The 13416-nt window shown below is 63.7% G+C and carries 11 protein-coding genes; 5 read left to right on the forward strand and 6 right to left on the reverse strand.

The genetic code is table 11. From position 1 onward, the window contains the following. The first annotated feature begins 31 nt into the window (after positions 1–31). The 5 genes from OSJ75_RS15575 (at position 32) to pssA (ending at position 5302) form a co-directional block, all read left to right on the forward strand. Positions 32–1267 (forward strand): LysM peptidoglycan-binding domain-containing protein, encoded by a 1236-nt coding sequence (locus OSJ75_RS15575; protein ID WP_267228673.1) that lies wholly within the window; start codon positions 32–34, stop codon positions 1265–1267. Between the two features lie 155 nt (positions 1268–1422). Next, on the forward strand, positions 1423–1761 hold the full coding sequence (locus OSJ75_RS15580) for an ArsR/SmtB family transcription factor (protein ID WP_250014446.1): 339 nt from the start codon (positions 1423–1425) through the stop codon (positions 1759–1761). After that, complete coding sequence (locus tag OSJ75_RS15585; RefSeq protein ID WP_416362575.1) at positions 1761–3647, forward strand: ABCB family ABC transporter ATP-binding protein/permease; 1887 nt, start codon at positions 1761–1763, stop codon at positions 3645–3647. Before OSJ75_RS15580 ends, OSJ75_RS15585 begins: the two co-directional genes overlap by 1 nt. Before the next feature lie 100 nt (positions 3648–3747). Then, entirely contained in the window at positions 3748–4446 is a 699-nt protein-coding gene (locus OSJ75_RS15590) for a phosphatidylserine decarboxylase (RefSeq protein WP_250014444.1), read from the forward strand. Positions 4447–4456: 10 nt separating this feature from the next. Then, complete coding sequence (gene pssA / locus OSJ75_RS15595; RefSeq protein ID WP_267228674.1) at positions 4457–5302, forward strand: CDP-diacylglycerol--serine O-phosphatidyltransferase; 846 nt, start codon at positions 4457–4459, stop codon at positions 5300–5302. Between the two features lie 436 nt (positions 5303–5738). Here the strand turns inward: pssA and OSJ75_RS15600 are convergent, their stop codons facing one another. From OSJ75_RS15600 to OSJ75_RS15625, 6 genes are all read right to left on the reverse strand, one after another. Then, positions 5739–6491, reverse strand: a complete 753-nt coding sequence (locus OSJ75_RS15600) for an SDR family NAD(P)-dependent oxidoreductase (protein ID WP_267228675.1) — start codon at positions 6489–6491, stop codon at positions 5739–5741. 10 nt (positions 6492–6501) lie between these two features. Continuing rightward, the gene (purF, locus tag OSJ75_RS15605) at positions 6502–7962 is read right to left on the reverse strand and encodes an amidophosphoribosyltransferase (RefSeq protein ID WP_250015401.1); all 1461 of its coding nucleotides are present in this window, start codon (positions 7960–7962) and stop codon (positions 6502–6504) included. 118 nt (positions 7963–8080) lie between these two features. Continuing rightward, complete coding sequence (locus tag OSJ75_RS15610; protein WP_267228676.1) at positions 8081–8671, reverse strand: CvpA family protein; 591 nt, start codon at positions 8669–8671, stop codon at positions 8081–8083. A gap of 46 nt (positions 8672–8717) precedes the next feature. Continuing rightward, positions 8718–10118, reverse strand: a complete 1401-nt coding sequence (gene radA, locus OSJ75_RS15615; RefSeq protein ID WP_250014436.1) for a DNA repair protein RadA — start codon at positions 10116–10118, stop codon at positions 8718–8720. Continuing rightward, positions 10118–11257: an alanine racemase gene (alr, locus tag OSJ75_RS15620; protein WP_267228786.1), complete on the reverse strand. Its 1140-nt coding sequence runs from the start codon at positions 11255–11257 to the stop codon at positions 10118–10120. Before alr ends, radA begins: the two co-directional genes overlap by 1 nt. A 28-nt stretch (positions 11258–11285) precedes the next feature. Further along, entirely contained in the window at positions 11286–12779 is a 1494-nt protein-coding gene (locus OSJ75_RS15625; protein ID WP_250014434.1) for a replicative DNA helicase, read from the reverse strand. Positions 12780–13416 lie beyond the last annotated feature (637 nt).

The raw sequence follows: 13416 nt of genomic DNA on the forward strand, positions 1-13416 counted from the left end.
AAGAGCAAGAACAACAATGAACGGAAATAACATGGCCAGCAGTCGATATTTGTTGTGGGGATTTGGCGCAGTTGTTGCTGCGGGTCTCGTCGCCGTCTATTCGGGCTACCTGCCCGGAACGAACACGCAGCCGCAGCCGGCCTCGGTCGCATCGCAGCCGGCGCCGGAGAAGCCCTCCGCGGCGGCAGTTGCGAAGACGCCGCCTGCCGCACCGGCAGCAGAGGGCGCCCAGACATCGACCCAGACGCCGGCCCAGGCTCCGGCATCCGGCGAGCCAGCCGCAACCAATCAGGCGGCAACGCCGGGGGCGCCGACCTTCGACATATTGCGCGTCGAACCCAATGGCTCCATCGTCATCGCCGGCAGGGCGGGCAAAGATGCGACCGTCGATCTCCTGCTGAAGGGCGAAGTCATCGGCACCACAAAATCCTCCGCCAATGGCGATTTCGTCATCGCGCTGGACGAGCCGCTGGAGCCGGGCGACTACCAGCTCGTGCTGCGTTCGACCGGTGCCGACGGCACGGCCATGACCTCGGTGGAAACCGCCATCGTCTCCGTTCCGGAAAGTGAATCCGGCCAGGTGCTGGCGCTCGTCGAGCAGTCGGGCCAGCCGAGCCGCATGATCACCAAGCCGCAGGCAAAGGAGAAGCCCGCCGCCGAAACCGTGGTGGCAAGCACCGCCAAGGGCGAGCAGCCCGCGCCGCCGGCAGCGGTCAAGGCGCGCATATCGGTCGAAGCCGTCGAGATCGAGGGCAACAAGATCTTCGTCGCCGGCAATGCCGAGCCGGGCGCGACCGTCAAGGTCTATGCCAATAGCGATGTGCTCGGCTCCACCGCCGCAACCCAGGAAGGCCGCTTCCTGGTGCAGACGGTACGGGAGCTGGAGGTCGGCGATTACATCATTCGCGCCGACATGCTGGCCAAGGATGGCGTCACCGTCGTCGCGCGGGCCGCCGTGCCCTTCCGCCGCGATGCGGGCGACCGGGTATCGGCCGTTGCGCCGACGCCGGCCACCGGCGAACAACCGGCAGCCGCCGCGGGCGATGCTCAGGCCGCCGCCGATGCCGGCGCGCCGCTACGCCCTGTCGATGGCTCGGTCATCATCCGCCGCGGCGACAATCTCTGGCGGATCTCGCGCCGCACCTATGGCGAGGGCATGCGCTATACGACGATCTACCTTGCCAACAAGGAACAGATCCGCAATCCGGACATGATCTATCCCGGGCAGGTGTTCAACCTGCCGGAAAAGGCCACGCAGACGCAATAATTGGCGCTGGGGCAGGGAAAAGCGGAACGATCGGTCGCAATCGCGGTCGCGGGCAGCATATTTTTCCCGTCCAGCTTGTGTTCGGCGGATTAATCGTTTATCGCCGATGGACGATGCAATGTCCCCGGCACGACCAACATGAAGCGGATCGCAATATGGCGCGGCTCCTGGCTGCGCTGGCGCATCCTGCCCGCCTCAACATCATCCGCCAGCTTTCCTGCCAGGATTCCTCCTGCTGCAAGGATATCGTTGCCGGGCTCGACCTGGCGCAATCCACCGTATCGCAGCATCTGAAGGTGCTGATGGAGGCCGGGCTGGTCCAGCTCCAGCAGTCCGGCCAATGTTCCTGGTACAGCCTGCGCCCGGAAACCTTTGCCGATGCGGCAGCCGCCGTGGCCGGCATGGCCGAACTCTGCTGCAGCCGTTCATCGTCGCCAGTAGCCCATGCGGCGCGGCCCGCCATCGAACGCATACAAGTCCTTGAGGATCGATAGTGCCTGAGAAAACCGTATCCGCCGAGTCTGGAAAGACACTCCAGACGATCCGCAACCTATGGCCCTATATGTGGCCGCAGGAGCGTCCCGACCTGCAGATGCGGGTGGTCTGGGCCTCGGTCTATCTCGTCGTCTCCAAGATTGTCCTGATCCTCGTTCCCTATTTCTTCAAATGGGCCACCGACGCGCTGAACGGCAAGTTCGAGGCTTCCGAGATGGTGCCGGTATTGTTCGTCGGCCCGCTCATGCTGATCGCCGCCTACAATGTCGCGCGTATCGTCCAGGCGGGCCTGAACCAGCTGCGCGATGCGCTGTTTGCCCGCGTCGGGCAATATGCGGTGCGCAAGCTCGCCTACAGGACCTTCGTCCACATGCACCAGCTGTCGCTGCGCTTCCATGTGGAGCGGCGCACCGGCGGCCTGTCGCGCATCATCGAGCGCGGCACCAAGGGCATCGAGACGATCGTGCGCTTTACGATCCTCAACACGGCGCCGACGGTGATCGAATTCCTCCTCACCGCCATCATCTTCGCCGTCACCTATGGCTGGACCTATGTGGCGGTCGTGGTCGTGACGGTCTGGCTCTATACATGGTTCACCGTCCGCGCCAGCGACTGGCGCATCGGCATCCGCCGCGACATGAACGAATCCGATACCGACGCCAATTCCAAGGCAATCGACTCGCTGCTGAACTTCGAGACGGTGAAATATTTCGGCAATGAGGCGATGGAAGCCAGGCGCTTCGACAGCGCCATGGCGCGCTACGAGATTTCCGCGACGCGCATATGGACATCGCTCGGCTGGCTGAACTTCGGCCAGGCGGTGATCTTCGGCGCGGGCATGGCGGTCATGATGATCATGTCGGGCAGGGAGGTCCTCGCCGGAACGCAGACGATCGGCGATTTCGTCTTCATCAACGCCATGTTGATGCAGCTTTCCATTCCGCTCAATTTCATCGGCTTCATCTATCGCGAGGTGCGCCAGGGGCTGACCGACATCGAACAGATGTTCGACCTGCTCGATGTGAGGCAGGAGGTCGAGGACAAGCCGGATGCGAAACCGCTGGCGATCGCCCGCGGCGCCGTGCGCTTCGACGATGTGCGCTTCGCCTATGACGAGAAGCGCCCGATCCTCAAGGGCGTGACCTTCGACGTGCCCGCCGGCAAGACCGTCGCCATCGTCGGCCCGTCCGGCGCCGGCAAATCGACGCTGTCGCGCCTGCTGTTCCGCTTCTACGACATCCAGGGCGGGTCGATCAGCGTCGACGGCCAGGACATTCGCGACGTCACGCAGGAGAGCCTGCGCGCCGCCATCGGCATGGTGCCGCAGGATACGGTGCTGTTCAACGACAGCATCGCCTACAACATCCGCTATGGCCGCGTCAGCGCCACCGAGGACGAAATCCGCAATGCCGCCGAACTCGCGCAGATATCGGGTTTCATCGAGACGCTGCCGGAGGGCTATCAGTCCATGGTCGGCGAACGCGGCCTGAAGCTTTCAGGCGGCGAGAAGCAGCGCGTCGCCATCGCGCGGACCATCCTCAAGGCGCCGCCCATCCTCATCCTCGACGAGGCGACGTCGGCGCTGGACAGCGCCACCGAGCACGAGATCCAGGCGGCTCTCGATCTCGTCAGCCGCGACCGCACCACGCTCGTCATCGCGCACCGGCTGTCGACCATCATCGGCGCCGACGAGATCATCGTCCTCAAGGACGGCGTGATCGCCGAGCGCGGCACCCATGCGAAGCTCCTGAGGAGCAAGGGGCTCTATGCTTCCATGTGGAACCGCCAGCGCGAGGCGACGGAGGCGGAGGAGCGTCTGCGCCGCGTGCAGGAACAAGACGATCTCGGTGTCGTTGTCCGTGGAAAGCCGGCAATGCCGGCGTGAATGGTTTGCTAGAGGCGGCATTCTCCGATAAGAACGCGCGACCTGTTGAAAAACGCTGGCCGTTCCACGACATGGATGCTTCGCAACCGGGAAGAACTGCATGACCCTAATCGACACCATCCGTAACACTTTTGTGCCGATCCACCGCGAAGGCTATCCGTTCATTGCCGGCTTTGCCGCCGCGACGCTGGTCCTCGGTTATTTCTGGGGGCCGCTGTTCTGGATCGGGCTGATCCTCACCGCCTGGTGCACCTATTTCTACCGCGATCCGCAGCGCGTCACGCCGACCGACGACAAATTCGTCATCAGCCCGGCCGATGGCGTCGTCTCCGCTGTCGGTCCGGCCATCCCGCCGCGCGAGCTTGGGCTCGGCGAGGGCGAGATGACGCGTATTTCCGTGTTCATGAACGTGTTTTCCTGCCATATCAACCGCGCCCCGGTGCGCGGGCGCGTGACGACCATCGTCCACAGGCCGGGCAAGTTCCTCAATGCCGATCTCGACAAGGCAAGCTCCGAGAACGAGCGCAACGGCCTCGTCATCGACAGTCCCCATGGCACCATCGCCGTGGTGCAGATCGCCGGGCTCGTCGCACGGCGCATCGTCTGCTGGGTCGATGAGGATATCGCGCTGTCGGTCGGCGAGCGCTTCGGCCTCATCCGGTTCGGCTCGCGCCTCGACGTCTACCTGCCGGAAGGCTTTTCGCCGCGCGTTGCCGTTGGCCAGACGGCCGTCGGCGGCGAATCCGTGATCGCCGAATTCGGCGGCACGCCGAATGCGCCGCTCGTGCGGGTAAGCTGAGGCGGTGGTTATGGCAAAGCCCGGCAACGACACGGAAAGCGATCCGCTCTTCGGCGAAAAGCGGCGAAGGGCCCGCACGCGCATCCCCATGCGCTACCTGCTGCCGAACGTCATCACCGTATTGGCGATCTGCGCCGGGCTGACGGGCATCAGGCTGGCCTTCGAGAACCGTTTCGAGCTCGCCGTCTCCATGGTGCTGCTTGCGGCATTTCTCGACGGCGTCGACGGGCGCATCGCCAGAATGATGAAGGGCTCGTCGAAATTCGGCGCGCAGATGGATTCGCTCGCCGACATCGTCAATTTCGGCGTCGCTCCCGCGCTGGTCCTCTACGCCTATATGCTCGACCAGGCGCGGTCCTTCGGCTGGATCGCGGCGCTGCTCTACTGCATCGCCTGCTGCCTGCGCCTGGCAAGGTTCAACGTCATGCTCGACGTCACCGACAAGCCCGTCTGGCAGGGCAATTTCTTCACCGGCGTTCCGGCGCCTGCCGGCGCGCTGCTGGTGATGCTGCCGGTCTATCTCGGCTTTCTCGGCATGGCGCCGACGCGCAGCATCGCCTTTGCCGCCGCCGCCTATACGGTGCTGGTGGCCGTGCTGATGATCAGCCGCCTGCCGGTCTATAGCGGCAAGTCCGCCAGCCTGCGGCTGCGCTCGGAATGGGTGATGCCGACATTCCTCTTCATCGTCGGCTATGTCGCCTTCCTGATGAGCTATACCTGGGAAACGCTGACCCTGACGACGATCGCCTTCTTCCTGCTGCTGCCGCTGAGCTACAGGGCCTGGCGGCGCTACGAGGCGGCGGACGCCGCCGCGCTCGCGGCAAAGGACGCCCCCGGCACCGACACGGTTTCCTGACGACGGCGTTCAGCTCCCAACCTTCCTGCAATCAATCCAATTTCCCTCATCCTGAGCTTGTCGAAGGGCCCAGCAACGTTCGTGCAAGCCTTTTTTTGATCGCATCAAGATAGTGCGTGCTTCGACAGGCTCAGCATGAGGGTGATGGAGCTCTGCATGAGAGAGACGGAGCTCAGCATGAGCGAGGTGGCAGGGCGGTAGTTCGGAGAGGTTTCAAACTTCAGCTCCCAACCTTCCTGCAATCAATCCAATTTCCCTCATCCTGAGCTTGTCGAAGGACGCAGCAACGTTCGTGCAATCCCTTTTTAGGGAGCTGCATCAATACAGTGCGTGCTTCGACAGGCTCGGCATGAGGGTGGTGGAGCTCTGCATGAGGAGGCAGCATGAGGGGTGTAGGCTCAGCTTGAGAGACAAACCCACCATGAGGAAGGCGAACTCAGCCCGGCTCGTTATAGTCCAGCAGCTTGCCCTGGCGCACATTGTAGAGCTTGCCCGCATCGTCGATGCGCGGGTCGCAAAGCAGGGCGATCTTCGCCGCCACCTCGGCTGCGGTCGGCAGCGTGTCGGGGTCTTCGCCCGGAAACGCCTGGGCGCGCATGGCGGTGCGCGTGCCGCCGGGATCGACGGAGTTCACCCGCAGGCGCGTCTGTTTGCTCTCTTCGGCCCAGCTGCGCGCCAGAACCTCGATGGCGGCCTTGGAGGCGGCGTAGGCGGCCCAGAAGGCGCGCGCCGAATGGGCGACGCTCGACGACAGCACCATGGCGCGGCCGGCTTCCGACTGGCGGAGCAGGGGATCGGTGGTGCGGATGAGGCGCCAGACGCTGTTCACATTGACCGACATGACCTTCTCGAAGACTTTCGCCTCGATATGGCCGATCGGCGAGATGGTGCCGAGGACGCCGGCATTGGCGATCATGATGTCGAGCTTGCCCCAGCGCTCATGGATCGAGCCGCCCAGCCTGTCGATGGCGGGCAGGTCGGTGACGTCGAGCGGCACCAGCGTCGCCGAACCGCCGGCGGACTGGATCTCGTCGTCGAGCTCTTCGAGGCCGCCGACCGTGCGGGCGACGGCGATGACGTGGGCGCCGCGCGCCGCAAGGTCCTTCGCCAGGAAATAGCCGATGCCACGGGATGCCCCGGTGACAAGCGCAAGCTTGCCATCCAGGCGGAAACTGCCGTCAGAGATCATTATGCCGTACTCAACCCTTGTTTGCGAGAAGCGAGAACTGGCGCACATTGCTGGCGCCGTCCTTGTCCAGGAGGCGGGTGGGGTAATCGCCGGTGAAATAATGGTCGGTGAAGAGCGGGTTTGCCGCATCGCGCGGCTCGCCGCTGACCGCCCTGTAGAGACCGTCGATCGAAAGGAAGGCGAGGGAATCGGCGCCGATATAGTCGCACATCGACTGGAGGTCGGCATATTGATTGGCCAGCAGCTTGTCGGCGTCCGGCGTATCGATGCCGTAGAAATCCGGATGGTAGATCATCGGGCTTGCGACGCGGATATGCACTTCGCGCGCGCCCGCATCGCGGATCATCTGCACGATCTTGACCGAAGTCGTGCCGCGCACGATGGAATCGTCGACCAGCACCACGCGCTTGCCCTCGATCACCGCACGATTGGCCGAATGTTTCAGCTTGACGCCGAAGGCGCGGATCGATTGCGTCGGCTCGATGAAGGTGCGCCCGACATAATGGTTGCGGATGATGCCGAGCTCGAAGGGAATGCCGCTCGCCTGGGCAAAGCCGATGGCCGCCGGCGTTCCGCCATCGGGAACAGGCACGACCACATCCGCTTCCAGCGGCGCCTCGTTGGCGAGGATCTTGCCCATGTTCTTGCGCGCCGCATAGACGTTGCGGCCGCCGACGACGGAGTCGGGACGGGCGAAATAGACATATTCGAACAGGCACAGCCGCTCGCGCCGCGGATTTTGCGGCTTGTAGGTGTCGATGCTGATCGAGCCATCCGGCTGGATTTCGCAGACGACGACTTCGCCATTCTCGATGTCGCGAACGAACTTGGCGCCGATTATATCCAGCGCGCAGGTCTCGGAGGCGAAGATCGGCTTGCCGTCGAGATCGCCCATGACCAGCGGACGAATGCCGATCGGATCGCGCGCGGCGATCAGCTTGGTGCGGGTGAGGGCGAGCATGGCATAGCCGCCCTCCATCTGCCGGATCGCATCGATGAAACGATCGCTGGACGAGGCCTGGCGCGAGCGGGCGATGAGATGCAGCACCACTTCCGTATCGGAATTGGACTGGCAGATGGCGCCATCGGCGATCAATTGCCGGCGCAGCGTCAATCCATTGGTGAAATTGCCGTTATGGGCGATGGCGATGCCGCCGACTTCGAGCTCCGCCAGCAGCGGCTGCACATTGCGCAGCACCGTGTCGCCGGTGGTCGAATAGCGCACATGGCCGATCGCCATGTTGCCCGGCAGCTGCGCCAGCGTCGCCGGATTGGTGTAATGGTCGCCGACGAGGCCCATGCGGCGTTCCGAGCAGAACTGACGGCCATCATAGGAGACGATGCCGGCCGCCTCCTGTCCGCGATGCTGCAGCGCGTGAAGGCCGAGGGCCGTCAGCGTTGCCGCATCGGGATGCCCCAAAATGCCAAACACACCGCACTCTTCGTGCAGTGTGTCGTCATCCAGGGACATCAATTGATTGTCGTCACGTGAAATGTCGGTCATCGCCGCCAGCCTTTCGCCGCAGAGTCAATTGTGTCTGTTTGCTATTATGCCACACTATATGGGGTCTTTCCACGAAAAGACCAAGTTACTGGTTTGTCGCACCTTCCGGCGGAATGTCTTCCTTCGGCTCCGGCTCGGTGGTGCTATCGGGCGCCGCATCCGTCGCCGCGCCGGGCTTCAGCCGCTGGATCGTCGCTTCCGGATCCTCCGGCAGCAGCGCCACCAGCTTGGCGCCGAGCGAATCGATCATCGGCTTGGATTTTGCCTCCGCCACCCATGCCGGCTGGTTGTCCGTGACCAGCCAGTTGAAGAACAGCATGGCCACGACGACGAGCAGGATGCCGCGCGCCGCCCCGAAGAGAAAGCCGAGCGTGCGGTCCAGCGCGCCGATGCGGCTGTCGATGATGAAATCGGCGATCTTCATGGTGATGATGGAAACGATGATGAGCGTCACGATGAAGACGAGCGCCGCCGCCGCGATCTGGGCGATGGTCTCATTGCTGATATAGGGCGTCAGGAACGGCACTACCGGCCTGAAGAACACATAGGCGGCGATGGCCGCGGCGGCCCACGAGACCACCGACAGGACCTCGCGCGAGAAGCCCCGCACCATTGCGAGCACCGCGGAAACGAGGGTGATGCCCAGCAGAATTCCGTCCAGCAACGTTATCGGCATTTGTTTCAATCCCCCAAAGTTCAAATCGGACCGGCACCGGGGCCAGTCAGTCGTCGCGTTGTCTTTTTCCCGGTCCCGAGGCGGCGATCCGCGCGACAAGGTCCGGAAGAGAAGCGGTCTCGGTCAGCTGCGCATTGCCGTTCTTCGCAACATCATTGCTTCCCTTGGGCAGAACCGCCTGCTTGAAGCCGAGCTTTTCCGCCTCCTTGAGTCGCTGGACAGCATGCGCAACGGGGCGAACCGCACCGGACAGACTCACTTCGCCGAAATAGACGCAATCGGCGGGAAGGGCAATACCGGCAATCGACGAAACAAGCGCCGATGCAACGGCAAGATCGGCCGCGGGCTCGCTGATGCGGTAGCCGCCGGCCACGTTCAGGTAGACGTCGTGCTGGCCGAAGCGCACGCCGCAATGGGCTTCGAGCACCGCCAGGATCATCGAAAGCCGGTTGCCGTCCCAGCCGACGACGGCGCGGCGCGGCGTGCCGAGCGTCGAGGGAGCGACCAGCGCCTGGATCTCGACGAGGATGGGCCGCGTTCCCTCCATGCCGGCGAAAACGGCGGCGCCCGGCGATTTGTCGTTGCGCTCGCCGAGGAAAAGCTCCGATGGATTGGCGACTTCGCGCAGGCCCTTGTCCGACATTTCGAAGACGCCGATTTCGTCCGTCGGCCCGAACCTGTTCTTCACCGTGCGCAGGATGCGGTAATGATGGCCGCCTTCGCCCTCGAAATAGAGCACCGCATCGACCATGTGCTCGACGACGCGCGGCCCGGCGATCTGGCCTTCCTTGGTGACGTGGCCGACGAGGACCACCGCCGCGCCGGTCTGCTTGGCATAGCGGATCATCGCCTGGGCGCCGGCGCGCACCTGCGTCACTGTGCCCGGCGCGGAATCCGCCCCGTCGGTCCACAGCGTCTGGATGGAATCGATGATGATGAGGTCGGGCCGCCTGGCGTCGGCAATGGTCGCCAATATGTCCTCGACATTGGTTTCGGCCGCCAGCTGCACATCCGTGTCGGCCGCATGCAGGCGCTGCGCCCGCAGGCGGATCTGCGCCACCGCCTCTTCGCCGGAGACATAGACGACCCGGTGCCCCTTGCGGGCCAATGCGGCCGCTGCCTGGGTCAGCAGGGTGGATTTGCCGATGCCCGGATCGCCGCCGACGAGCAGCGCCGAGCCGCGCACGAAGCCGCCGCCGGTCACCCGGTCGAGTTCGCCGATGCCGGACTGGATGCGCGGCGCATCCTCGATCTCGCCGGAGAGCGACGTCAGCGCCACCGCGCGGCCCTTGCGCGCCGAGACCCGGCCGGGCCCGCTGCCGATGCCGCCGGACGTGCCTTCCTCGACAAGCGTGTTCCACTCGCCGCATTCGTCGCATTTGCCGGCCCAGCGCGCATGCACCGCGCCGCAGTTCTGGCAGATGAATTGGATTCGCGTCTTCGCCATCAAGCCTCTTTCGCGCCGATATAGCGGCGGTGGTAGCGGTTGCCGAGGCTCGTCAGCAGTTCATAGCCGATCGTGCCGGCGGCCCTGGCCGCCTCGTCCAGCGGAATGTTCCGGCCGAACAATTCGATGAAATCCCCGGCGGCGACATGCTCCGGCGCAATGTCCGTGACGTCGAAGGAGGTGAGGTCCATGGTCACGCGGCCAAGCACCGGCACGCGCTGCCCGGCGATATGGCCCTGCGCGCCACCACCGACGACCTGGCGCAGGGGCACGCCGCTGCCTGAAGCGGAGCGCAGATAGCCATCGGCATAGCCCACCGAGCAGATGGCGATGCGCGTGTCGCGTTCGAGCAGGGCCGTCGCGCCATATCCGGCGGTTTCGCCCTTGCGCGCCGACCGGACCTGGACGATGCGCGCCTCCAGCGTCACCACCGGGCGCATGGGATTGGCCGTGCCGGAAAGCGCCTCGCCGCCATAAAGCGCGATGCCCGGCCGCGTCAGTTCCTGCGCCGGGGAGCCTGCATGGAAGATGCCGGGCGAATTGGCGATGCTTGATTCGATGCCTTCGAAAAGCCCGCGAAGCTTTTGAAATGATTCGAATTGCCGGCGGGTGAGGCCATGGCCCTGTTCGTCCGCCGCCGCGAGATGGCTGAGAAGCAGGATTGGCTGCTGCCCGCCATCACGGGCGATGCTTTCCGCCTCCTCGACCGTCAGGCCGAGCCGGTTCATGCCCGTATCCACATGCAAGGCGTAAGCCAGCTTTTCGCTGCGATCGGCATTGGCACGGCGCCAGCCGGCGAGTTCCTCCAGCGAGCCGATCACCGGAATGAGGTCGGATTGCTCATAGACCGGGAAAGCCTCGGCGAAGAAGCCGTTGAGAACGAAGACCCGCGCATCCGGCGCCACCGCCTTGACGCGAAGACCCTCTTCGGCCAGCGCCACGAAGAAGCTGCGGCATCCGGCCCGCCAGAGCGCCGGCACCACATGGACGATGCCGAGCCCATAGGCATCGGCCTTGACCACGGCGGCGGCGAGGGCCGGCTTCGACCTTTCGGCCAGCTGCCGCCAATTGGCGACCAGAGCGCCGAGGTCGATGGTCAGCCGTCCGCCTGCAAGCCGGGGATCGGCGCCGATGTCCATTATCTGCGATTGATGAAGGGGCAATTGGTCACTCGAACCGTTCAGGCAGGTGCGCGTCCTCGGCAAGGTCGGTGAAGCGCGTGAACTCGGCCTGGAAGGCGAGCCTGACCGTTCCCGTCGGGCCGTGGCGCTGCTTGGCGATGATGACTTCCGCCTTGCCCGCCGCGTCGCTGAGCTCGGCCTGCCATTTGAAATGCTCCTCGGTGCCGGCCTTCGGCTCCTTGTTCTTGATGTAGTACTCGTCGCGATAGACGAAGAGCACCACGTCGGCATCCTGCTCGATCGAACCCGATTCACGCAGGTCCGACAGCTGCGGATGCTTGTCCTCGCGGTTTTCCACCTGTCGCGACAGCTGGGAAAGCGCGATGATCGGCGTGTTCAGCTCCTTGCCGAGGGCCTTGAGGCCGGTGGTGATCTCGGTGATTTCCTGGACGCGGTTTTCCGAGGCCCGCTTGGACGAGCCCTGCATCAGCTGGATATAGTCGATGACCAGCACGTCGAGGCCGCGCTGGCGCTTGAGGCGGCGGGCGCGGGCGGCGAGCTGGGCGATGGATATGCCGCCGGTCTCGTCGATATAGAGCGGCACTTTCTGCATGTGCTGCGAACAGGCCACCAGCTTTTCGAAATCGGCCTCGCTGATCTCGCCGCGGCGGATCTTCGAGGAGCTGATTTCCGCCTGTTCCGAAATGATACGCGTGGCGAGCTGTTCCGACGACATTTCGAGCGAGAAGAAGCCGACGACGCCGCCATTCCTGGCCTTGAACGTGCCGTCCGCCTGCTGCTCCGGCTCATAGGCGGCGGCGATGTTGAAGGCGATGTTGGTGGCAAGCGAGGTCTTGCCCATGCCGGGGCGTCCCGCCAGCACGATGAGATCGGAAGGCTGCAGGCCGCCCATGCGCGCATCGAGGGCGCGGATGCCGGTGGAAATGCCCGACAGGTGCCCGTCGCGCATGAAGGCCGCATTGGCCATGTCGACGGCGGTCTTCACCGCATCGGTAAATGTCTGGAACCCGCCATCATAGCGCCCGGTCTCGGCCAGCTCGAACAGGCGCCGCTCCGCATCCTCGATCTGCCCCTGCGGCGCGACGTCGACGGGCGCGTCATAGGCGACATTGACCATGTCCTCGCCGATGGTGATGAGGGCGCGCCGCGTCGCAAGATCATAGATGGCGCGGCCATAATCCTCGGCATTGATGATGGTGACCGCCTCTGCCGCCAGGCGCGCCAGATATTGCATCACCGTCATGTCGCCGATCCTGGCGTCCGCCGGCAGGAAGGTCTTGAGCGTGACCGGATTGGCCATCTTGCCCATGCGGATCATGTCCGACGAGACCTCGAAGATCTTGCGGTGCAGCGGCTCGTTGAAATGAGCGGGCTTCAGGAAGTCCGAAACGCGATAGAACGCATCATTGTTGACGAGGATAGCCCCGAGCAGCGCCTGCTCGGCCTCGATATTGTTCGGCGCCTCGCGGTACAGCGTGTCGCGCCCTTCATTGATCTTGCGTATCGTCGCTTCAGCCATTTCGAATCCCGATCCTGTCCAGCTTCTGGAGTATGCAGATATGGCGGAGGTGTAAAACAAAACCGTAGCATGATTCTCGCTATCAACAGGCGGCGAAAATCGGGCTTGCAATTTTGATAAAGACGCCGGAGCGCGCATTATTCGATGCAGCGTTCCAAAAAAGAGACTGCACAAACGTTGCTGCGCCCTTCGTGGTTCGACAAACTCACCATGAGGGGCTCAGGATGAGGGAATTGGGCGTTTGGCAGGGGGATAATTCTGCGAGGTTTCAGATCATGGCTCCCGACTTTTCTGCAATCAAATCAATCATCCTCATGCTGAGCTTGTTGAATGACCCCACAACAGTAATGCAACACACGTCCCCTCTGGTGGGATAAATGGAAACTTATCCCACCACTTTGAAACCGGGTTATTTTGATTCGGTCCTTTCCAGTGGGGGAGCAGCTTCCGGAGCTGTTTCGATTGCTGGGAAAGGGTGGCGTTGCCGAAAGATCGGAAGTGACAACCCCGATTGGGCGGCAAACTGCAGAAGGAAACGGAGGTGGCGCTTCGTTTTCCGGGTTGTTGCGTCTGACAAACGTGACAATGGCAGGCAAAGACGTCGCGGGCGGTCTTCGGACCTCGACCCTGATACCTA

The organism is Phyllobacterium sp. 0TCS1.6A (genome assembly GCF_026420825.1).
In the GTDB taxonomy this organism is placed as follows: Bacteria; Pseudomonadota; Alphaproteobacteria; order Rhizobiales; family Rhizobiaceae; genus Phyllobacterium.

Coding starts and splice junctions, on each gene's coding strand:
- OSJ75_RS15575 (WP_267228673.1), top strand. CDS start 32: ATGGCCAGCAGTCGATATTTGTTGTGGGGATTTGGCGCAGTTGTTGCT.
- radA (WP_250014436.1), bottom strand. CDS start 10,118: ATGGCGAAGACGCGAATCCAATTCATCTGCCAGAACTGCGGCGCGGTG.
- OSJ75_RS15600 (WP_267228675.1), bottom strand. CDS start 6,491: ATGATCTCTGACGGCAGTTTCCGCCTGGATGGCAAGCTTGCGCTTGTC.
- pssA (WP_267228674.1), top strand. CDS start 4,457: ATGGCAAAGCCCGGCAACGACACGGAAAGCGATCCGCTCTTCGGCGAA.
- alr (WP_267228786.1), bottom strand. CDS start 11,257: ATGGACATCGGCGCCGATCCCCGGCTTGCAGGCGGACGGCTGACCATC.
- OSJ75_RS15580 (WP_250014446.1), top strand. CDS start 1,423: ATGGCGCGGCTCCTGGCTGCGCTGGCGCATCCTGCCCGCCTCAACATC.
- OSJ75_RS15625 (WP_250014434.1), bottom strand. CDS start 12,779: ATGGCTGAAGCGACGATACGCAAGATCAATGAAGGGCGCGACACGCTG.
- OSJ75_RS15590 (WP_250014444.1), top strand. CDS start 3,748: ATGACCCTAATCGACACCATCCGTAACACTTTTGTGCCGATCCACCGC.
- OSJ75_RS15610 (WP_267228676.1), bottom strand. CDS start 8,671: ATGCCGATAACGTTGCTGGACGGAATTCTGCTGGGCATCACCCTCGTT.
- purF (WP_250015401.1), bottom strand. CDS start 7,962: ATGTCCCTGGATGACGACACACTGCACGAAGAGTGCGGTGTGTTTGGC.